This is a genomic window from Bradyrhizobium barranii subsp. barranii (assembly GCF_017565645.3).
Taxonomy (GTDB): domain Bacteria; phylum Pseudomonadota; class Alphaproteobacteria; order Rhizobiales; family Xanthobacteraceae; genus Bradyrhizobium; species Bradyrhizobium barranii.
The window spans coordinates 4,926,325-4,946,146 of the sequence record NZ_CP086136.1; the positions used below are offsets into that span (position 1 = coordinate 4,926,325).

Below are 19,822 nucleotides of genomic sequence, written 5' to 3' on the forward strand. Positions count from 1 at the left end.
GGTGGGACATTGTCACGGGGGGACGAGCTCAAGGAGCTGGCAAGCGATTTGTCGCGTGCTGTGGAGACGGCGCGCAGCGTCGGCTTGCCCACGACGGTCTATCTGCTCTCGATGGCGCTGGTGGAGGTGAGGGAAGCCGCTCGCGCTGCCGACGAAGAGGATGACGACGGCGCGGCGTAGGGTTTCGGGCCTGCGGCGAAAGCGTTTCTCTCAGGATCGGCCGATGGCGCGCATCAGGATATCGGATGCGTCATCAGCGTTGTCGCCCGCGTAGGCGACGAATTGATCGGGCCGCACCAGGATCAGCCGCGCCTCGTATTTCTCGCGTCCGCCTGATGCGGTGTCCCTGATCACCGTCAGCGGGATGCCAAGCCGCGCGGCGGCTTGCTCAAGAGCTGTTGCCGCGGCGCCTTCCGTCAGATCGATCAAGGTGAAGCCGTCGCCCAATTCCTCGAACACGTTTTTGCCTGACGACAGAGGTTGCGGGGTGAGATGATGACCTGCGCGCGCCGGATAGGCGTGCGAGCCGATCGCGCTGCAGACAGCGCCGGCCGGACCAAAGACGATTGGTGACCCCTCGTAATTCGGCTCGAAGGCGTTGACCTCGGCGCGCGCGCCGGAGTGCCGCTCGTGCCAGGCGGCCTCGAAATCCGCCCGATCGCGCGCCGGATCGTGCCGGCGAAGAAAATCGCGGTCGCGGAAGATCGGAGTCTCGATGAAATCGCGCGCAGTGGACGCAAACACCGGACGCCGCTCGGCATCGTAGCTGTCGAGCAGACCGGCTGGCGCCCAGCCTTGCAGCGTCGCGGCGAGCTTCCACGCCAGATTTGCGGCGTCCTCGAAGCCGGTGTTGATGCCATAGCCGCCGTAGGGCGGATGGCTGTGCGCGGCATCTCCGGCGAGGAAGACGCGGCCGGCGCGGTAGCTGTCCGCGACCGTGAAGCGAAGATCCCAGAATCCGATGTGCTCGAACTCGATGTCGAATTGTGCGCCGGCGGCATCGTGCAGCAAGCGTCGGAAATCGAAATTGTCGGCGGTGGCGTCCGCGGGAACGGGGGCATGGAAGAACCAGGTGCTGCCGAGATCGACCCGGCCGAAGAACTTCCAATAGCCCTCGAGGTCCGGATGCAACACGCTGTAGAACGACTTGCCTGGAAAGGCCTCGAGCAGTCGATGCAATTCGACGGAGCGAAACACCAGCAGCACCATCAGCCGGTCGTGGTCGGAGCGGGTCTGGGTGATGCCGGCGCGTTCGCGCACGATCGATCGGCTGCCATCGCAGCCGATCACGTAGTCGGCGCGAAGGCTCTGCATCATCCCGTCGCGATTTTCGATGTCGAGGCTCACGCCCTCGGCGTCAGGCCGGACATCCCGGCAGGTCCAGCCGTATCGCAGGTCATTGGAGGGAAGCTGTGCCGCCCGTTGCCGCAACACGGCTTCGGTCGCGTATTGCGGCAGGCGTTCGTTGTCGGTGAAATAGAAGGGGCGGACGAGTTCGCGCTGCAGCCAGTTGTAATTGTAGCCGCTGAGCAGCGTCCCGTAGCTGGTCATTCCGCCGATGCCATAGTCGGGAGGAATGGTGCGGGCCGCGCGCAGCGCTGCCTCCGCGCCCCAGAAATGGAAATGCTCCATCGTCCGCTGCGTGAGGTTCTGTCCCTTGGGGATCGGCTGCGGCTGTTCGTGGCGTTCCACGACGATGGTCTTGATGCCGCGCTGGCCAAGGCCGATCGCCAGACCCATCCCGACCGGTCCGCCGCCGACGATCACGACGGGCGCGTCGCTATCCGCTGAAGCCTGCCTCACATCGCTTCCCCACGATTGTCATCGCGCGAGGCGCGATCGCTCGTCCTCATGAGATGTCGCACGGATTTCGTCAGGTAAAATCTCAAATAATGAGATTAGATTACGATGTCATTACCTCGGAGATTTGCCGGGCCGCTTCGCTGACCTCCGCGCTGATGCGATCGATCAACTCGCCCTTGGCATGTGGTCCGGCGATCGTGATGCAGAGGCTTGCGATCGGGTAGCCCGCATCGAGGATCGGCGCGGCGATCCCGACCGCGCCCGGTGTCACTTCGCCAAAGGCAACCGCGACGCCAGCGCGCCGCACGCGTTTCAGCGCTGCCAGGATTTCGTCGGAGGTGTCGCCGACGCCGACGCTGCGCAGATCGGCGGCATAGCGCGTCACCAGTGGCATTACGCGTTGCTTGGGCAGAAAGGCCATGATCGAGCGCGCGATTGCCCCACGTCCCATCGCCATCGGTCGGCCACGCGGATAGCTGCTTACGGGATTCACGACGGAGGCGATTGAAGCCACGCACAGCATCTTTTCGCCATACCAGCGCACGACCAGGGCCGTACAGGGGTGCGCGGCCGACAGCCGCTCCAGATGCGGGGTGGCTGCTGCGATCAGCGGATCGGAACGGCGGCTGAGATAGTCCATCTCCACCACGCGCGGGCCAAGCGCGAACCGGCCGCCGCGCGTCGGCATCACGAAGCCGCTGTCCTTCAAGCTCTTCAGATAGCGATACAGCGTCGGCCTTGTGTAGCCGAGCTCCTTCATGAGCTCTTCGGGCGACCATTGCGGCCGTGCCTCGGTGAAGAGATCGAGCACGGCAAGAACCCGATCCTGACTGTTTGCTTTGACCAAGTGAGATTCGATCCAGCTTCGCGTATTCGCCGTGATACCCGCATTCGCGTCGGCCGCAAAACGGCGGCACGGCAGTGGCTTGCCTTCGTTATAATCTCACTATAAGAGATTTTAAGAAGAATAATAGTGCATGAGCTGCCGGGGAGGGGTTGGGCATGGCCGTCACAGCTACGGATGGGATCGTGTCGGGCACGGTCGACGTTCCCGCCTATGTCGATCGTCAGCCGGTCGGCGCCTTTCAGATCCGGGTTCTGCTCGTCTGCGCCGCGGTGCTGTTCATCGACGGCTTCGACACCCAGGCCATCGGTTATGTCGCGCCTGCAGTCGCGCAGGAATGGAAGCTGGCGCGTGGCAGCCTGGGTCCGGTGTTCAGCGCGGGGCTTCTGGGTCTCATGATCGGCGCCCTGATCTTCGGTCCGATGGCCGACAGGATCGGTCGCCGCCGCATCATCCTCGCAAGCACGCTGGTGTTCGGCATCGGGACGCTGCTCACCGTGTTCGCGGTGGATACGACCTGGCTGATCGCGTTGCGCGTTCTGACCGGTCTCGGTCTCGGCGGTGCAATGCCCAATGCGATTGCGCTGATCTCCGAGTTCAGCCCGCATCGCCGCCGCGCCACCATGGTCATGATCATGTTCGCAGGCTTTTCGATCGGTGCGGCCCTGGGCGGGCTGCTGGCGGCCGCCATGATCCCGGCTTTCGGCTGGCGCTCGGTGTTCCTCGTCGGCGGCCTCGTGCCGCTGCTGCTTCTGCCTTTCCTCTTCAAGGCGTTGCCGGAGTCGATCCGGTTCCTGGCGATGATGGGCGGCCGCGACCGCGAGGTGGCGAACCTCCTGCAAAAGATAGCCCCGGGGGTATCCTTCGCCGGCAATGCCAAATTCGTGGTCCAGGAGCCCAAATTGTCGGGATTGCGCGTCGCGCATTTGTTTGCAGAGGGCCGCGCATCGGTGACGGTTCTGCTCTGGGTCGTGTTCTTCATGAGCCTGCTCGACCTGTATTTGCTGTCGAACTGGCTGCCCACCGTGCTGAACGATCTCGGCGTGTCGGTTTCGGGGGCGGCCGCGATTGGTGCGATGCTCCAGGTCGGCGGCGTGGTCGGCACGTTCACGCTCGGCCAGTTCATCGACCGCTTCTCGTTTCGCGCGCTGTCGCTGACCTATCTCGCTGCGGCGGTCGCGGTGGCCGCCGTTGGGATGGCCAGCCATTCGATCGTCCTGGTCACGATCGCGATCTTCGCGTCGGGATTTTGCATCGTCGGGGGACAGATCGCCTCGAACGCGCTGACGGCGACCTTCTATCCGACGGCGATCAGATCGACCGGCGTGGGCTGGGCGCTGGGCATCGGCCGCATCGGCTCGATCGTGGGGCCTCTGATCGGCGGCGTCATGCTGGCCCGCGACATGGGACCGCAGCCGCTGTTTGGCGCTGCGGCCGTCCCGGCATTGATCGCCGCGGCGGCGGCCTTCGTGCTGGCACGGCGAGGCTAGCCGAGGCGATATATCCTGCCGAAGTGCCAGCGCTGCTTTCCTGCAACGCTCGTGTGCGCTTGTTGCCAACGAAATGACGTTGCAAGTTGCGGCCTGCCGCAATAGCCAAGATGTCGACGTTTTCTTTGGACAAGCTCGTCGTTTGGACAGGTCTGCGTCATGACCTCCAATGACGCACCGTTGAGGAATCCCGCAATGTCCATGCTGCCCAATTCGCAAGAGGCCCGGGATGTGGCCTACCAGCTCCATTCCTATACCAATGCGCGCGCGCATCAGCAGGCCGGTCCGCTGGTGATCGAGCGTGGCGAGGGTCCTTACGTGTTCGACGCGTCGGGCAAGCGCTATTTCGAGGCCATGGCCGGCCTGTGGAGCGTCGGGCTCGGCTTCAACGAGAAGCGGCTGGTCGAGGCGGCGCACAAGCAGATGCTGGCGCTGCCGTTCTACCATACGTTCTCCGCCAAATCGCACGGGCCCTCGATTGACCTCGCCGAGAAGCTGGTGGCGCTCGCGCCGGTGCCGATGAGCAAGGTGTTCTTCACCAATTCCGGCTCGGAGGCCAACGACACCGTCCTCAAGCTGATCGCCTATCGCTCCAACGCGCTTGGCCAGCCGCAGCGCAAGAAGATCATCAGCCGGATGCGCGCCTATCACGGCGTCACCATTGCCTCGGCAAGCCTCACCGGCCTGCCGAACAACCACCGCTCGTTCGACCTGCCGCTGCCCAACATCTTGCACACGGGCTCGCCGCATTTCTACAAGGACGGCGCGCCCGGTGAGAGCGAGGAGGCGTTCGCAACGCGCCGGGCCGAGGAGCTCGACGCGCTGATCCAGAAGGAGGGCCCGGATACGATCGCGGCCTTCTTCGGCGAGCCGGTGATGGGCGCGGGCGGCGTCGTCGTGCCGCCGGCGACCTATTGGGAGAAGATCCAGGCAGTCCTGAAGAAATACGACATCCTGCTGGTCGCAGATGAGGTCATCTGCGGCTTCGGCCGTACCGGCAAGATGTTCGGCTGCGAGACCTACGGCATCAAGCCGGACGTGATGGTGGTCTCCAAGCAGATCACCTCGAGCTATTTCCCGCTGTCGGCGATCATCCTGAACGACCGCATGTTCGAGCCGATCGCGGACGAGAGCAACAAGATCGGCGTGCTCGGCCACGGTTTCACTGCGGGCGGCCATCCCGTCGGCTCGGCCATTGCGCTGGAGAATCTCAAGATCATCGAGGAGCGCGGCCTGGTCGCGCACGCCGCCGAGCTCGGCGGCTACATGCAGGGCAAGCTGCGCGAGCTCACCAGCGATCCGCTGGTCGGCGAGGTCCGCGGCGTCGGCATGATCGCGGCGATCGAGCTCGTGCTCGACAAGGGACGCAAGACGGCCGCCAGCACGCCCGGCGCCGTCGGCGGCATCGCCAGCCGCATGCTCCAGGAGCGCGGCGTGATCTCGCGCAACATGCTGGATGCCATCGCCATCTGCCCGCCGCTGATCGTCACCAAGGCCCAGATCGACGAGCTGATCGCGGCCATTACAGGCGTGCTGAACGACATGAAGCCGGAAGTGGCGAAGCTGACGCCGGCGTAGGCTCTCTCCTCGTCATTGCGAGGAGCCCGCAACAAAATTGCGAAGCAATTTTGCGCTGGCGACGAAGCAATCCAGACCGTCTCCGCGGAAAGATTCTGGATTGCTTCGCTTCGCTCGCAATGACGGCGTTGATGCAGTGAGCCTCGATTTATCACCGTCACCCTGAGGTGCTCGCCTCTTCGGCGAGCCTCGAAGGGCGACGGCCGACTGGCCGCAGCGGGGGCCGCTCATCCTTCGAGGCTCACGCCTCGCGCCTCAGGATGACGGTTTAACCGGCTCCACCCGTTGGACCCCGATCACGCGGCCTTTCTCGATCGCGAGCGCCAGCTCGCCGCGCTTGAGCTTCAAGGCGGCGTCGCCGAACAACTCGCGGCGCCAGCCGCGCAAGGCCGGCACGTCGGCCTCGTCGTCCGCTGCGATCTCTTCGAGATCGTCGACAGTGGCGATCACCTTGCTGGCGACCGCGTGGCGCTCCGCGGTCATGCGCAGCAGCACCTTCAACAGCTCGACGATGGCGGCGCCATTGTTGTTGTTGCGCGGCTTCTCCAGCTTCGGCAGCGTCGCGAAATCCCGCGCCAGCCCGCGCTCGACCGCGGCGACGATGTCCGCGCCCCATTTGGATTTCTCGAACCCCTTCGGCACCGAGCGCAGATGGGCGAGCTTCTCCAGCGTGTTCGGCGCGTGGGTCGCGATGTCGCTGATGGCTTCATCACGCAGCACGCGGCCGCGCGGCACGTCGCGGCTCTGCGCTTCCTGCTCGCGCCAGGCCGCGACCTCCATCAGGACCGCGAGGTCCTTGGGCTTGCGGACCCGCGTCTTCAGCCGTTCCCAGGCGCGCTCGGGGTGGAAGTCGTAAGTGCGGGGCGAGGTCAAAACCTCCATCTCGATGGAGACCCACTCGCTGCGGCGCCGCTTCTTGAGGTCGGCATCGAGCGCGGCGAACACGTCGCGCAGGTGCGTGACGTCGGACACCGCGTAGTGCATCTGCTCTTTCGTCAGCGGCCGGCGCGACCAGTCGGTGAAGCGGTGGGTCTTGTCCGGGCGGTGGCCCGCGACCTTCTCGACCAGCGCGTCATAGGCGATGCTGTCGCCATAGCCGAGCACCATGGCCGCGACCTGGGTGTCGAACACCGGGTGCGGGATGATGTTGGCCTGGTGCCAGATGATCTCGATGTCCTGGCGGGCGGCATGGAATACCTTCAGCACGCCCTCGTTGCCCATCAGGTCGAAGAACGGCTTGAGGTCGATCCCCTCGGCCAGGGTGTCGATGACGATCGCTTCCTCGGGGCTGGCCATCTGCACCACGCACAGCAGCGGGTAGTAGGTGGTTTCGCGCAGGAACTCGGTATCGACTGTAATAACGGGGTGCTTGGCCAGCCGGCTGCAGGCAGCCGCGAGGTCAGCGGTGGTGGTAATCAAATCCATGAACGGCCCATGACACTTGGTATCAGCCGTTCTGCCGAAAGCGCTGTGATGTCAAGGGGCTCTAAGCGAATTCGAGCATTGCATCGGGCCGGAATCGTCTCTTTCCGACGAAATTCCTATTCGTAACGGATCCGGTGCGAGGATTTGCGCGCGCAGGGCAGCGCCACCACGACCACGCACATGGCGACCAGCGCCAGCCCCAGGAACTCGAAAACCAACAGATCCACGGCGAAATCTCCAGAAACATTGATAGATTTGTCGGGGGTACGTTGAGGGTCTGTTAATGCTCGTGGTTACCGGCCGCCCGGCAAGCCGGATGGTGGACGGGGAGTTAACGGGGGCGGGCTCGACCATCACCCCATGAGCTTCGGCAAGGCGGCGAGCGCGTCCACGGCGGCACGCACTTTTGGCGGAATCCGGGGCGAACGGGGCCACAGCGCGTGGCAGTCGTAGAGGAATTCGGGCTGGCCTTCGAGGAGGCCGACCAGCGCGCCGCTGTTGAGACGCTCGCGGACCAGCCAATAAGGCAGCCAGGCGAGCCCCATGCCCTGTGCGGCGGCGTCCGCGATCGCCTCCATATCGTCGAGCCTCAGCCTGCCTGACGGCATGATCTCGCGTGCCGGCTGGTCGGCTTGTGGAAACAGCCATGGCCGGACGCGTCCAGAGCGGCGATAGATGATCGCCTGATGCGCGGCGAGATCGTCGAGCGATTTTGGTTTGCCGTTGGCGCGTAGATAGGACCGCGCGCCGCACACCACCATGCGCTGGCTTGCGATGCGCCGCGTGATCAGACCGGACTGGTCGTCGAGATCGCCGGTCCGGATCGCAAGATCGTAGCCGGCCTCGATGATGTCAGCGATGGGATCGCCGAAGGAGAGGTCGAGCTCGAGATGCGGATATTTTCGCGCGAGCTTCATCAACAGAGGGGCGATGCAGTGCCGTCCGAGCAGGGCAGGCATGGTCACGCGCAGCCTGCCGCGCGGCGCGGAGAGTTCATCGGCCACGACGGCGTCGGCGGCTTCGGCCTCGCTGAGTACCGCGCGGCAGCGCTCGTAGTAGGCCTGGCCAGCCTCGGTCAGGCTCTGGCGCCGCGTGGTGCGGTTGAGGAGGCGGACGCCGAGACGTTCTTCGAGGAAGCGCACATGCTTGCCGACCATCGGCCCCGACATCTCCAGGGCGTCGGCCGCGGCCGCGAACGAACCGAGATCGACGGCCCGGACGAATACGGCCATGCTGGTCAGGCGGTCCATGATTGAAAACTCCTGGTTTCGACTGTTCGCGTATTCGGGCCATTTATCCACTTCGGTGGGATCGGCATAGCTCCATTCAGTTCAATTGTTTTGGAGTGTATCCATGACCCGCGTCGTTCGCTTTCACCGGCATGGCGGTCCCGAAGTGCTGTGCATCGAGACCGTCGACGTTCCACCGCCGGCAAAGGGCGAGGTGCAGATCCCGGTCAGGGCGCTCGGTCTCAACCGTGCGGAGGCGCTGTTGCGGACGGGCACCTATATCGAGACCGCGACATTTCCGTCCGGCCTTGGCCTGGAGGCGGCAGGTATCGTCGAGGCGATCGGTGAAGGCGTGGCCGGCTTTGCGCCGGGCGATGCAGTCAGCATCGTGCCGCCGCTGTCGATGGTGCGATGGCCGGCCTATGCCGAACTCGCGACGTTTCCGGCCGAGCTCGTCGTGAAGCATCCGCCCGAGCTTGGCTTCGAGGCGGCGGCTGCGGTGTGGATGCAGTATCTGACGGCCTACGGCGCGCTGGTCGACATCGCCGGACTTGGGCGAGGGGATGTCGTCGCCATCACGGCGGCATCGAGCAGCGTCGGGCTTGCGGCCATCCAGATCGCGAACCGGATCGGCGCTGTCCCGGTCGCCCTGACGCGGACCTCGGCCAAGCGGCGCGCCTTGCGCGATGCCGGCGCCGCGCACGTGATCGCCTCGGACGAGGAGGACATCGGAGCGCGGTTTGCGGAGATCGCCGGTTCAAACGGCGTCCGCGTGGTGTTTGACGCCGTCGGAGGTCCGGCATTCGAGCCGCTGACCGCGGCGATGTCACCGGGCGGAATCCTGATCGAGTATGGCGGGCTGAGCCCCGCGCCGACGCCGTTCCCGCTCTTCAACGTGTTGACCAAGAGCCTGGTCCTGCGCGGCTACCTCGTGCACGAGATCATCCGCGATCCCGTGCGCCTTGCGAAAGCAAAGGCGTTCATCCTCGACGGGTTGTCAGACGGCAGCTTGAAGCCGGTGATCGCCAGAACGTTCCCGTTCGAGGAGATCGTCGAGGCGCATCGCTTCCTGGAGTCGAACAATCAGTTCGGCAAGATCGTGGTGACGATCTAAGCGCGCGGTGCGTGGCTCACATCGCGGCGATCAGCCCCCCTCGAATATTCTCTTGCGGGCATTTTCGACATGCGTGCGCATGGCGCGGCGGGCGCCGTCCTCGTCTTGTGCCTCGATGGCCTCGAACACGCGGCGATGCTCCTGCTGCCCCCTGAGAATGCGGCCGCGCGGCTGAATGAGCGACAGGTTGCGGTTGAGATTGACGCCAATGGCGATCTGCTCCCTCAACGACGTCAGCGTCTCGACAAAGAACCGGTTGCCGCTCGCCTCCGCAATCGTGCGGTGGAAGAGGAGATCTTCCTCGACACCAAGGCCGCCCTCGCGCCCTTGGGCAACCATCGTATCCAGCCTGGTCAGGACCTGCTGAATGCGGCGCAGGCTTTGTCGGTCCCGGTTGCGGGCGGCGAGGGCCGCGGCATCGCCTTCGACCGCCATCCGGAAGATGAAGCAGCGCTGGATGTCGGGGATGCTACTGACGGGCGCGAAGTCGAAGGCATTGGCGGCCGGGCGCCGCGTCACGAACCATCCCGCGCCCTGGCGTGATGCGATCAGCCCGTCGTCGCGCAATCGCGTCAGCGCCTCGCGAACGACGGGCCGCGACACGCCGAGGAGTTCGGCAAGGCCATTCTCGGGCGGTAACCGGCAGTTCACGGGAAGGATGCCGATCGCGATCTGACCCAGCACATGGTCGTAGATCCGGTCGCTCAATCGTCCCGTCGAGGACGACAGCGGCAACTCCGCGGATTTCATCGCAGGCTTTTTCAAGTCCGGCTCCGTCCGGTTTTGCGTTCGGCTTCCAAACAAGTTTTTGACATTTCAGTCCATGCACAAGGCACTCGGGCGGCAGTTCGAAACAGCCACAGAACAGACCGCTTGACAACCAGCGAAGATTTCGTCGATGTTTGCCTTACAAATAAATAACAAGTTGCGCAAAAAATAAAGCGCGTGGGAGGCGAGAATGAAACCGAGGTCAGCAACCCCAATGGTCGCCGTCCTGTTGGGGGCGTGTCTTTGCAGCGGAGCCCTGGCCGCTCCGGTCAGTCTTTCGATCATCGATACCGGCGGTGACCTGGCCTCGGTGCAGACCATCATCGAGAACTACAAGAAGGCGAATCCGGACAAGGTCAGCGAGATCAGGATCCAGCGCGCGCCCGCGCCGGAGCTTCCGGCCAAAATCAAGGCGCAGCAGGATGCCGGACGCCTCGATATCAATCTGGTGCTGACCGGGCAGGATGGCGGCGCGCTGCTGGCCCAGAACGGCCAGCTCATCGCCATCCCCGATTATCAGAAGAACTTTCCGCGCGACGGCCTCACCGACGCGGGCAAGGCGCTTTACGACGAGGGCAAGGGCGTCCTCATTCCGTCAGTCGGCAATGCCGGTGGACCGGTGCTGATCTACAATCCGGCGAAGGTGCCGAGCCCGCCGAAGACCGCGCAGGAACTGCTTGCCTGGGTGAAAGCGAATCCGGGCAAGTTCATGTACGCGCGTCCGGCGAACAGCGGGCCGGGCCGCGCGATCCTCCAGGGCTTTGCCTTCATTCTTGGGGACTCCAAGCCGCTCGACCCCGAAAAGGGCTGGGACAAGAGCTGGGATTTCCTGAAGGAGCTCGGCAAGTCCGTCGAACATTATCCGACCGGTACCGCGATCACGTTGAAGGAATTCGCCCAGGGGCAGCGCTGGATGATCGCCGGGATCATGGAATGGGACATGAAGCCGCGCGCGCAGAGCGTGATCCCGCCGGACTCGAAGATCGCAATTTTGGAGAACACCACGTTCGTGGTGGACGGTCACTATTGGTGCATCCCGAAGGGTGTGCCGCAGGAACAGGTCGATGTCATCGTCGACCTCATGAAGTTCATGTGGAAGCCGGAGCAGCAGGCGCTCACCTGGAAGGCCTTCATCGGTCCGGTCGTGAAGGCCGCAGCCCTCGCATCGGCGCCCAAGGAAATTCAGGACGAGGTCAAGGAGTTCTGGCGTCCTGAATACGATCAGATCGGGACCAAATGGAAGGTATCGCCTCCACTGGGCGTGACCGAGCTGAGCTACGCGATGGAACGGTGGGACCGTGAGGTCGGTGCCGATCAGGTCAAGAAATAACAATAACCGGGACCAAGACGCGAGGGCGCGCAGGTGCGGCCCTCGCGCGCGTATGCGGGGCGGGGAATGGCCGACTCTATCGATAAGCTGCAGATGTCGATCACCAAGCGTTATGGCGGCAAGGTGGTGCTCGACCACTTTCCGCTGGAGATCGGCGGCCGCGAGTTCGTCACCTTCCTGGGGCCGAGCGGGTGCGGAAAGTCCACGGCGCTCGGCATCATCGCAGGCCTGGTGCCGCCGAGCGACGGCGAGATCCATCTCAACGGACGACGGATTGACGATGTCTCGCCCGAGAAGCGCGGGTTCGGCATGGTGTTCCAGAACTACGCGCTGTTTCCGCATCTGACTGTGTTCGGCAACGTCGCCTTCGGCCTCACTCTCCAGAAGCGGCCGTCTGTGGAAATCGAGCAGCGCGTGCGGGACATGCTCGGTCTGGTGCGTCTTGCCGGTTATGAAGACCGCTATCCCGGTCAGCTCTCGGGCGGACAGCAGCAGCGTGTCGCCATTGCGCGGGCTCTTGTGCTGCACCCTCGGTTGATGCTGTTCGACGAGCCGTTGTCCAACCTCGACGCGAAGCTCCGCGTCGAGATGCGCGCCGAGATCAAGCAGCTGCATACGCGGCTTGGCCTGACCTCCATCTACGTCACCCACGACCAGGCCGAAGCTCTCTCGCTCTCCGACCGCATCGTCGTGCTACGCGAAGGTGTGCTCATGCAAGTCGGGACGCCGCAGGAAATCCACGACCGCCCCAAGAACGTCTTCGTGGCGGATTTCATGGGCTTTCGAAATTTCCTCGATGTGACACTCGGCAAGGAAGCGGGCGGTATGATCGAAGCCGGTTTCAAGGGGCAAATCCTGCAGGCCAGGGCCAGGGATAGCTTCCGCCTGGGCGAGCACGCCGTTCTGGCTATCCGGCCGGAAGATGTGCGTCTCGGCAAGTCTGGTGATGGCGTCAACGTGCTGCGCGGCAAGGTCGAGCTGGTCGAATATCTCGGACGCGAGCAGGAGGCCGAGATCGCGCTCGATGGCGGCGCACGGCTCTGGGTCCGTTCGCACGAGAAGCTCGTTTTGAGCGAGATGCTGGATCTGACCTTGCCGGCGGACAAGTTCGTCCTGCTGCGTCGCGAGTGAGGGGACAGATCGTGGGCCGCATCCGCTCTGATTCTCGCAGCGAACTGGACCTCGTCGCGATCCTCTGCCTTGCGCCGTCGCTGCTCTACGTGCTCGCGATGTTCGTCTACCCGTTCCTCTACGGGATCTACATCAGCTTGCAGCCGAAGAAGCGCGACGCCGGGATATTCTCGAACTATGTCGCGTTCTTCAACGACGCCTACCAGTACAATACGATCAAGACGACCTTCATGTTGGCGTTGCCGACGACGGTCGCGGTCGTGTTGGTTGCGCTGTTCCTCGCATACGGCATGCGTCGTGGCATCTGGTTCGAGCGCACCATCACGACCATTCTCGTGCTTCCGATCTCGCTCGGTGTCGTCTTCCTGTCGGAAGGGATCCTCGGCTTCTACGGCCACAATGGCTGGCTCAACCAGTTGCTGCTTGCGGTCGGATTGATCCAGAACCCGCTCGAGCTGACGCATAATTCTATCGGCGTCACCTTCTCGCTGTTCATGCAGAACTTTCCGTTCTGCTTCCTGATGTTGCTCGGTTACATCTCCGGCATCGACCCGAGCCTGGAAAGCTCCGCACGCATGCTGGGCGCCGGGCCCTGGACCATCTTCCGGCGTGTCATGTTCCCGTTGATCGCACCGGGCCTGATCATCGCGTTTGCCCTCGTCTTCGTGATGAGCTTTGCGGTGTTTCCATCCGCGGTGATGGTTGGCCAGCCGGCCGGCTCGACGCGGACGATCTCGATCGCGGCCTACCAGCAGGCCTTCGAGCAATATGACATGTCCTACGCATCTGCGATCGCGGTCATCATGGGGCTCTGCCAGCTCGCGGCGCTGGTGGTCATCGTGCTGGTGCGTCGCCGTATGACGATTGCAACAACCATGGGCGTCGGCAAACGCTGAGGGGAAGCAGATGCGCGGACGGATGTGGAAATTGGCGATCTACCTGTTCCTGCTGGGGTTCATCCTGAACCTGCTCGGCATCGTGACGCATGTCGTGGTCAGCTCGTTCGCCAAACGCTGGTTCGGCAAGCCGTTGCCGCCGGCGTTCACGACGGATTGGTTTACCTACGCCTGGCGGGAGTTCGAGCTCTCCCATGTTCTCTTCATCACGCTGTTCATCGCGCTGGCCGTGGTCTTCATCGCGCTCGCGATCGGATTTCCGGCGGCCTACGTGCTGGCGCGGCGGAATTTCAACGCCAAGCCGGTCCTGCTGCTGCTCTACTTCCTGCCGCTACTGATCCCTCAGATGACCTACGGCATTCCGCTTGCCACGACGCTTTATGGGTTCGGTGTCGGAGGGACGGTCATTGGCGTCATTCTCGCCGTGCTCGTCCCCATGGTTCCTCTTGCGGTCTTCATCCTGTTGCCGTTCTTCGAGCAGATCAGCTTGAATCTTGAATGGTCGGCCCAGATGCTCGGCGCGAGCCGGCTGCAGATATTCCGCCGCATCCTGTTGCCGCTGATGCTGCCGGGCATTTTGACGGCGGGTCTGCTGGTTCTCGTGAATACGATCTCGAACTTCGAGCTGGCGTTTCTGCTCGCGGGCGGGGGATCGCAGACCCTGGTCGTCGCGCTGTATTACAACGTCTTCGCTGGCGGTGTCCGGCCGGTCTATTCGATCGATGCGATGGCTGTCATCTACATGTGCACCGTCATGGCCGTGCTGCTGGTCGCATTGCGGTTCGTGCGTCCGACGCAGATGGTGTTCAGGCTCGACGGCAGGCGCAACTGATGCGATCGCGACCCCTGAAATGATTTCGGCGCCCCACACCGTGGAGCGCCGAGGTTGTTTGGCTGATCGCTAGCCTTACGGCAGCTTCAGCGAGGTCTCCGCGTTGTACGGCTTCAGCGTCTCGTCGGCGGCCTTCTGGGCGGCGACCAGCGCCTCCTTCGGCTGCTTCTTGCCGTTGAGGACCAGCATGACCTCGTCCTCCAGCGTCTTGCGGACCGGCACGGTCTTGTAAGTCGCGAACCAGGGTTTTGCGACGTCGAGCTGCTCGACGGCGGTCTTGGCGTCCGGGTTCTTGTTGAGGAAGTCGACCATGTCAGGCGTCTTGTAGGCGGCCATGTTGGGCGCGAAATAGCCGGTGGCACGGCTCCACCAGGCGCTCTTCTCGGGCGAGGTCATCCACTTGATCAGGGTCCAGGCAGCCTTCTGCTTGTCGGCTTCGAGGCCGGCCGGAACGATCAGCGAGGCGCCGCCGATCGGCACGGCGTTGCGGACGTTGCGCGGGATGAACGCGACCTTGTAGTTGAACTTGGCGTTGTCGCGCACATAGGTCAGCGAGCCCGTCGAGAGCATCATCATCGCGGCATTGCCGGAGATGAAGGAGGTGCTGACGGCCGGTCCCGACGTCGCGCCGGGGGCATGAACCTTGTGCTTGTAGACGAGGTCGTTCCACCAGGTCAGCGCGCCCAGCATCGAGGGCGTGTCGTAATAGACCTCGCCGCCGAACTCCTCGTTGTAGTAGCGCCCGCCGTTGGTCATGGTGAGCGTTTCCATCATCCAGCCACAATAGTCATAGGCGCAGGGGATCGCGATGCCCCATTGGGTCACCTTGTCGCCCTCGCGCTTGGTGAGCTTCTTGGCCCAGTCGGTGAGCTCGGCCCAGGTCTGCGGCGGCTTGCTCGGATCGAGGCCGGCTTCCTTGGCCTTGTCGGCGTTGATGTAGAGCAGCGGCGTCGAATTGTGGAAGGGCACGCCGTAGACCGAGCGATTGATCACCGCATTGCCCTGGAGCGCCGGGAAGAACTGGCCGAGAAACTGGTCCTTGGTGGTGCCGTCGGCGGCGATTAGGGGATCGAGATTGGTGAGCTCGTTCTCGATCTGCATGTCGAGCAGGAAGTTCGCCGACATGATCACGGCGGCCGGCGGCTTGCCGGCCTTGATCGACGCGCGCGTCTTGATCAGCGTGTCGTCATAGGAGCCGGTGTAGACGGCGGTCGCCTTGATGGCGGGATGGGTCTCGTTGAACTCCTTGATCAACGTGCCCATGTCGCGGGCGAGCTTGCCGTCGACGGGAACGGGGAAGAACAGGTCGATCTCGGTCGGGCCTTCGGCCATCGCCGGGACGGCGAGGGCGCCAGCCATGGAGCCTGCCATGGCAAGGCCAAGCATGAGCCTGCGGGTAAACAGCATCGAAAACTCTCCTATTTGATGCCTGAGGTGACGAAAGAACTGATGAAGCGCTTCTGGAAGATCAGGAAGGTGATGAGCAGCGGCGCGATCACCATGAGCGTGCCGGCGGCGATGGTGCCCCAGGCCTGCGTGCCTTCGGCGGTCGCGGTGAAGACGGACAGACCGACCGTGAGCGGCCGCTTGTCCGGCGAGTTGATCACCATCAGCGGCCACAGGAAGTCGTTCCAGTGGCTGGTAACGGAGATGATGGCGAAGGCGGAAAAGCTCGGCATCGACAGCGGCACGTAGATGTGGCGGATGCGCTGGAGAAGGCTGGCGCCGTCGATCAGGGCGGCGTCTTCCAGCTCGGTCGGAATGGCTTCGAAAGCCTGTCGCATCAGGAAGGTGCCGAAGGCCGAGGCGAAGAACGGCATCATCACGCCGGCGAGCGTGTCGTAGAGCCCGAGCTGCGCCACCAGGCTCAAATTCGGCACGATCAGCAGCACCGGTACCAGCATCAGCTGCATCAGGAACAAATAGAAGATCAGCGTCTTGCCGGCGAATTCGAGCCGCGCAAAGGCAAAGCCGGCCAGCGTGATCGTGACGAACTGCACCAGCAGGATGCCGGTGCAGATGATCGTGGTGTTGAGGGTGTAGCGCGGGAAATCGCCGATCTCCCAGGCATCCCTGACATTGTCGAGCGTGGGCTTGAGGCTCGGGATCAGCTCGGCCATCACGTTGATGCCGTCGGACGCCGGGCGCAGCGTCGCCACGCCCATCCACAGGAACGGGATCAGCCAAACGATCGCGAGCAGCACGGTCAGCAGAAAGCCGAGCTTTGGCGTGATCTCGCGGCGCGTGGCGAGCGGGGCGTCCCTAAGCAGCCAGTCGATCAGCGTCATGCTCCGCCCTCACGATTGGCCATCGTCCGGAAGGAGAGCGCGGTGAGGCCCATCAGCGCCGCAAGCGTCAGTAGCGTTGCCGCCGAGGCCTTGCCGATGTCGTAATGCTCGACCGCCTGCTGGTAGATGTAGAACAACACGAGATTGGTCGAGTTCGACGGTCCGCCTTTGGTCATGACGAAGACGTGGTCGACCTGCGTGACCGCGTTGAGCGTGGCGATGACGATGACGAACAGGAAGGTGGGCTTGAGCTCGGGGAGGATGATGTAGCGCAGCCGAATGAACGGGCCGGCGCCGTCGAGATGCGCGGCTTCCATGACATCCTCGGGCACGGCCTGCAGGCCGGCGAGGAAGAACAACATGTAGTAGCCGGCGTTCTTCCAGATGGTGATCACCATGATCGCATAGAGTGCGATGTCGGGGTCGCCGAGCCAGTTCGGCACCACCGGAAGCAGGCGGCCGATGTAGTAGTCGAGCAGGCCGACATTGGGCAGGAAGATGAACAGGAACAGCGTGGAGGCCGCGACCATCGGGATCAGCACCGGCAGGAACAGCGCGGCGCGCAGCGCGCTGCTCACCGCATTGGTGCGCGACAGCGCCAGCGCGAACAGGAGTGCAAGTCCAATGCTCGGGATCGCCGTGCCGATGGCGTAGACGAGATTGTTGACGACCGCGCCGGTGAAGGCGGGGTCGGCTAGCACCGCACTGACATTGTCGAGGCCGACGAAGCGGACCGGCGCCTTCGGCGTGGCGCGCTGGTAGAGCGCGTCGATGAGCGCGCGGCCCATCGCGCCATAGGTGAACAGTGCGAGGAAGACCAGCGATGGCAGAAGCAACAGATAGGCAGGCAGCGAGGCGTTGAAGCGGCCTACAAACCGCTTCAGGACGTGCCGACGCGGTGCCGCCGATGCCGCGACCGGAAGAGCCGCGGGTTCAGCTAGGCTCATTTCACCGCGCCGCGAACTTGAGCGCATAGTCGCGGCCGTCCATTCCCGCCGGTGGCTCGAAGGGGAAGCGCAGACTGGTGTCGAGGAAGTCGTGGCTGTGCACGACCAGGTTCTCGCCGTCGATCAGCACCACGCCATAGGCCGGCGGCTCATGGCTGGCGAGATGGTCGGTCGCGGCAGCGTCAAGCTCGAACCAGACCTGGTGGTTGGTGCCGCGGAGCGTCGAGAACGGGATCTTGCCGTAGCTACCGAAGATCGGCCGGTGCACGTGGCCGAAGAAGAGGTGACGGATGCGTGCGCGATAGGGCGCGATCACCTCGGCGAATTCGGCGCTCTGCGCCAGTGCGATCTCGTCCATCGCGTGGACGCCGACCGGGAAGGGCGGATGATGCATGAAGACGACGAACGGCATATCGGCGGGCGCGGCCGCCAGCGTGCTCGCGAGCCAGCCGAGGCGCTTGGCGCACATCTCGCCGGCGTGGCTGGTTTCGTCCAGCGTGTCGAGGAAGACGAACAGGCCGTGCTCGGTGGTGCGGGTGCCCTGGACGAAGCCGTTCTGGTCGCGCGGCGCGGCCTTCAGTCCGTCGAGGCAGGCCACGCGCTTGTCGTGATTGCCCACCATGGCGATATAAGGGATTTTCAGAGCGGCCATCGCCTCGGCGAAATTGGCGTAGGATTCAGGCTCGCCCCAATGCGTGAGGTCGCCGGTCACGACTGCGAAGGCAGCATCGGACTGGTGTTTGTTGATGTCGGCAACCGCCGCGTCCAGCCGGGCGCGCGGATCGAGGCCATAGAGCTTCAGTCCGGGGTTCGCGAGATGCGTGTCGGTGATGTGGATGAATTTGAAGGGCATGGCGCGTCAGGACTGTTGGAGGATGGGCGCCTCCGGCAGGACGTCCCTGACAGGCCGTTAGAGCGCCAGTGTTTCAGTTTGATGACAGCGGTTCCTACGGCGCGTGGAAGGTGTGGACATGCTTGGGACGACCGGGCGAGCGTACTCTGCGGCCGAATGACCTCTCACGATTGAGGCGCAAGATGCGGTCTACCTTGCCGCGAAGATGCGGTCGTGGTTTGCTCATACGGCGCACCGAATTTGCATCACGAGACCTCCGAATGTTGCCGCCGCGTGGCCTCCCCAAGCTGGGTTTGCTTGCCGTCTCCCTGCTGCTTGTCGTCCTCTCCGCCGTCCCCGATGCGGCGCGCGCCGAATTCAATTTCGCCCGTTACAAGGAGACCGATCTCGACGAGTTCCTGGCACGGCGGCGACCGGCCACCGGCCTCGACGTCTACCCGATGTCGCCGCTGAAGCTCGACGTCACGCTGGCCTCCCACGGGGAGCCGTGCGCAAGTGGCGCGCTCAAGCGATCGCTGATCATGAGCGGCATGCCCAAGACCGACGCCGACGCCTTGCAGGCGACCAACTGCATCACGGTCCGCTCCGCCAAGGGGCGCGAGCTGAAGGTCTTCATCCAGGATGTGGTCTACGGCTTCTTGCCGGCGGAGGTGCCGGTTGGGGACAAGCTCTCGCTCTATGCGATCCATGCCTTCACGTCCCCCGAAGGGCCGGGACTGCTGGTCAATGAATTCCTCACCCCGCGCAGCTTTCCGCGCGCCGACAAGCCTGCAGACAAGACGATGACCTCCTGTGGATGCTGGACCCAGGACGAGCATCCCGGTGTCGATTTCACCTCCGACAAGGCAGGCGGCCCGGTGGCGGCGATGGCGGACGGCGTCGTCGTCAAGATCGAGACCAGCGAGCAGGCGCCGGCTGACCTGCCCGTGATCGGCGGTTGCGGCCGCTACGTCGTGCTCAAGCACACCTATCCCAACGGCGGCGTCGTCTACACGCGCTACGTCCAGCTCGGCCGCATCGTCGGTCCGAAGGGCGAGCCGCTTGCGGTCGGCGCGAGCGTCAAGGCCAAGGACACGATCGGCGAGATCGGCCCGAACAAGGTGCTGCATTTCGAGATCCGCCCCGTCGCGCCCGGAACGACGACGACGAACAAGGCCTGGGCCGAGCGGTACGCCAATGTGCCCGACATGGAGTGGTCCCGCTACGATCCCGTCGATCCGCAGAAGTTCGACGCGGCGTCGTTCGGCGGGATCAGGAAGGCGACGAAGTAAGAAGGTGCGTAGGGTGGATTAGC

The 19,822-nt window shown here is 63.9% G+C and carries 18 protein-coding genes; 9 read left to right on the top strand and 9 right to left on the bottom strand.

Going from position 1 to position 19,822, the window contains the following annotated elements:
• Positions 1-9 precede the first annotated feature (9 nt).
• On the top strand, positions 10-180 hold the full coding sequence (locus J4G43_RS23385) for a hypothetical protein (protein ID WP_166096098.1): 171 nt from the start codon (positions 10-12) through the stop codon (positions 178-180).
• 30 nt (positions 181-210) lie between these two features.
• Here J4G43_RS23385 and J4G43_RS23390 read toward each other — a convergent pair whose 3' ends face one another.
• Together J4G43_RS23390 and J4G43_RS23395 are read right to left on the bottom strand one after the other, a co-directional pair.
• Entirely contained in the window at positions 211-1,803 is a 1,593-nt protein-coding gene (locus J4G43_RS23390; protein ID WP_225005048.1) for an FAD-dependent monooxygenase, read from the bottom strand.
• 100 nt (positions 1,804-1,903) lie between these two features.
• Positions 1,904-2,650 (bottom strand): IclR family transcriptional regulator, encoded by a 747-nt coding sequence (locus tag J4G43_RS23395; RefSeq protein WP_208086455.1) that lies wholly within the window; start codon positions 2,648-2,650, stop codon positions 1,904-1,906.
• Positions 2,651-2,805: 155 nt separating this feature from the next.
• Between J4G43_RS23395 and J4G43_RS23400 the strand changes: the two genes are divergently transcribed.
• Together J4G43_RS23400 and J4G43_RS23405 are read left to right on the top strand one after the other, a co-directional pair.
• A complete protein-coding gene (locus J4G43_RS23400) occupies positions 2,806-4,137 on the top strand; it encodes an MFS transporter (RefSeq protein ID WP_208086456.1) in 1,332 nt (443 codons plus the stop codon).
• Positions 4,138-4,332: 195 nt separating this feature from the next.
• Positions 4,333-5,715 carry an aspartate aminotransferase family protein gene (locus J4G43_RS23405; protein WP_208086457.1) on the top strand — a complete coding sequence of 461 codons (1,383 nt, stop codon included), beginning with the start codon at positions 4,333-4,335 and terminating at the stop codon, positions 5,713-5,715.
• Positions 5,716-5,970: 255 nt separating this feature from the next.
• On the opposite strand, the gene rnd is transcribed toward J4G43_RS23405, so the two are convergent.
• Positions 5,971-7,140, bottom strand: coding sequence for a ribonuclease D (gene rnd, locus J4G43_RS23410; protein ID WP_085402881.1), 1,170 nt, complete (start codon positions 7,138-7,140; stop codon positions 5,971-5,973).
• 353 nt (positions 7,141-7,493) lie between these two features.
• Positions 7,494-8,390 (bottom strand): LysR family transcriptional regulator, encoded by an 897-nt coding sequence (locus J4G43_RS23415; protein WP_063983659.1) that lies wholly within the window; start codon positions 8,388-8,390, stop codon positions 7,494-7,496.
• Between the two features lie 103 nt (positions 8,391-8,493).
• Between J4G43_RS23415 and J4G43_RS23420 the strand changes: the two genes are divergently transcribed.
• Positions 8,494-9,483 carry a zinc-dependent alcohol dehydrogenase family protein gene (locus tag J4G43_RS23420; protein ID WP_208086458.1) on the top strand — a complete coding sequence of 330 codons (990 nt, stop codon included), beginning with the start codon at positions 8,494-8,496 and terminating at the stop codon, positions 9,481-9,483.
• 30 nt (positions 9,484-9,513) lie between these two features.
• Here the strand turns inward: J4G43_RS23420 and J4G43_RS23425 are convergent, their stop codons facing one another.
• Positions 9,514-10,248, bottom strand: a complete 735-nt coding sequence (locus J4G43_RS23425; RefSeq protein WP_208086459.1) for a FadR/GntR family transcriptional regulator — start codon at positions 10,246-10,248, stop codon at positions 9,514-9,516.
• Positions 10,249-10,441: 193 nt separating this feature from the next.
• Between J4G43_RS23425 and J4G43_RS23430 the strand changes: the two genes are divergently transcribed.
• The 4 genes from J4G43_RS23430 (at position 10,442) to J4G43_RS23445 (ending at position 14,440) form a co-directional block, all read left to right on the top strand.
• Positions 10,442-11,581, top strand: a complete 1,140-nt coding sequence (locus tag J4G43_RS23430; RefSeq protein WP_208086460.1) for an ABC transporter substrate-binding protein — start codon at positions 10,442-10,444, stop codon at positions 11,579-11,581.
• A 66-nt stretch (positions 11,582-11,647) separates the two neighbouring features.
• The gene (locus tag J4G43_RS23435; RefSeq protein ID WP_208086461.1) at positions 11,648-12,712 is read left to right on the top strand and encodes an ABC transporter ATP-binding protein; all 1,065 of its coding nucleotides are present in this window, start codon (positions 11,648-11,650) and stop codon (positions 12,710-12,712) included.
• 11 nt (positions 12,713-12,723) lie between these two features.
• Positions 12,724-13,608 (top strand): ABC transporter permease, encoded by an 885-nt coding sequence (locus J4G43_RS23440; RefSeq protein WP_071914578.1) that lies wholly within the window; start codon positions 12,724-12,726, stop codon positions 13,606-13,608.
• 10 nt (positions 13,609-13,618) lie between these two features.
• Positions 13,619-14,440: an ABC transporter permease gene (locus J4G43_RS23445; protein ID WP_014495741.1), complete on the top strand. Its 822-nt coding sequence runs from the start codon at positions 13,619-13,621 to the stop codon at positions 14,438-14,440.
• A 75-nt stretch (positions 14,441-14,515) separates the two neighbouring features.
• Here the strand turns inward: J4G43_RS23445 and J4G43_RS23450 are convergent, their stop codons facing one another.
• Genes J4G43_RS23450 through J4G43_RS23465 form a run of 4 tightly spaced genes read right to left on the bottom strand, consistent with a single transcriptional unit; the run spans position 14,516 to position 18,528 of the window.
• Positions 14,516-15,847, bottom strand: coding sequence for an ABC transporter substrate-binding protein (locus J4G43_RS23450; protein ID WP_208086462.1), 1,332 nt, complete (start codon positions 15,845-15,847; stop codon positions 14,516-14,518).
• Positions 15,848-15,858: 11 nt separating this feature from the next.
• Entirely contained in the window at positions 15,859-16,728 is an 870-nt protein-coding gene (locus J4G43_RS23455) for a carbohydrate ABC transporter permease (RefSeq protein ID WP_085402888.1), read from the bottom strand.
• A complete protein-coding gene (locus J4G43_RS23460) occupies positions 16,725-17,675 on the bottom strand; it encodes a carbohydrate ABC transporter permease (RefSeq protein ID WP_208086463.1) in 951 nt (316 codons plus the stop codon). The genes J4G43_RS23455 and J4G43_RS23460 overlap by 4 nt, the downstream gene beginning before the upstream one ends.
• Position 17,676: 1 nt before the next feature.
• Positions 17,677-18,528 (bottom strand): phosphodiesterase, encoded by an 852-nt coding sequence (locus J4G43_RS23465; protein WP_208086464.1) that lies wholly within the window; start codon positions 18,526-18,528, stop codon positions 17,677-17,679.
• A gap of 260 nt (positions 18,529-18,788) precedes the next feature.
• Between J4G43_RS23465 and J4G43_RS23470 the strand changes: the two genes are divergently transcribed.
• A complete protein-coding gene (locus tag J4G43_RS23470; protein WP_208086465.1) occupies positions 18,789-19,799 on the top strand; it encodes a M23 family metallopeptidase in 1,011 nt (336 codons plus the stop codon).
• The last annotated feature ends 23 nt before the right edge of the window (positions 19,800-19,822 follow it).

Excerpts from the sequence above, each read along its gene's own strand:
- J4G43_RS23460 (WP_208086463.1), bottom strand. The coding sequence starts at position 17,675 with ATGAGCCTAGCTGAACCCGCGGCTCTTCCGGTCGCGGCATCGGCGGCA.
- J4G43_RS23470 (WP_208086465.1), top strand. The coding sequence starts at position 18,789 with ATGTTGCCGCCGCGTGGCCTCCCCAAGCTGGGTTTGCTTGCCGTCTCC.
- rnd (WP_085402881.1), bottom strand. The coding sequence starts at position 7,140 with ATGGATTTGATTACCACCACCGCTGACCTCGCGGCTGCCTGCAGCCGG.
- J4G43_RS23405 (WP_208086457.1), top strand. The coding sequence starts at position 4,333 with ATGTCCATGCTGCCCAATTCGCAAGAGGCCCGGGATGTGGCCTACCAG.
- J4G43_RS23435 (WP_208086461.1), top strand. The coding sequence starts at position 11,648 with ATGGCCGACTCTATCGATAAGCTGCAGATGTCGATCACCAAGCGTTAT.
- J4G43_RS23455 (WP_085402888.1), bottom strand. The coding sequence starts at position 16,728 with ATGACGCTGATCGACTGGCTGCTTAGGGACGCCCCGCTCGCCACGCGC.
- J4G43_RS23450 (WP_208086462.1), bottom strand. The coding sequence starts at position 15,847 with ATGCTGTTTACCCGCAGGCTCATGCTTGGCCTTGCCATGGCAGGCTCC.
- J4G43_RS23415 (WP_063983659.1), bottom strand. The coding sequence starts at position 8,390 with ATGGACCGCCTGACCAGCATGGCCGTATTCGTCCGGGCCGTCGATCTC.
- J4G43_RS23400 (WP_208086456.1), top strand. The coding sequence starts at position 2,806 with ATGGCCGTCACAGCTACGGATGGGATCGTGTCGGGCACGGTCGACGTT.
- J4G43_RS23445 (WP_014495741.1), top strand. The coding sequence starts at position 13,619 with ATGCGCGGACGGATGTGGAAATTGGCGATCTACCTGTTCCTGCTGGGG.
- J4G43_RS23420 (WP_208086458.1), top strand. The coding sequence starts at position 8,494 with ATGACCCGCGTCGTTCGCTTTCACCGGCATGGCGGTCCCGAAGTGCTG.
- J4G43_RS23465 (WP_208086464.1), bottom strand. The coding sequence starts at position 18,528 with ATGCCCTTCAAATTCATCCACATCACCGACACGCATCTCGCGAACCCC.
- J4G43_RS23430 (WP_208086460.1), top strand. The coding sequence starts at position 10,442 with ATGAAACCGAGGTCAGCAACCCCAATGGTCGCCGTCCTGTTGGGGGCG.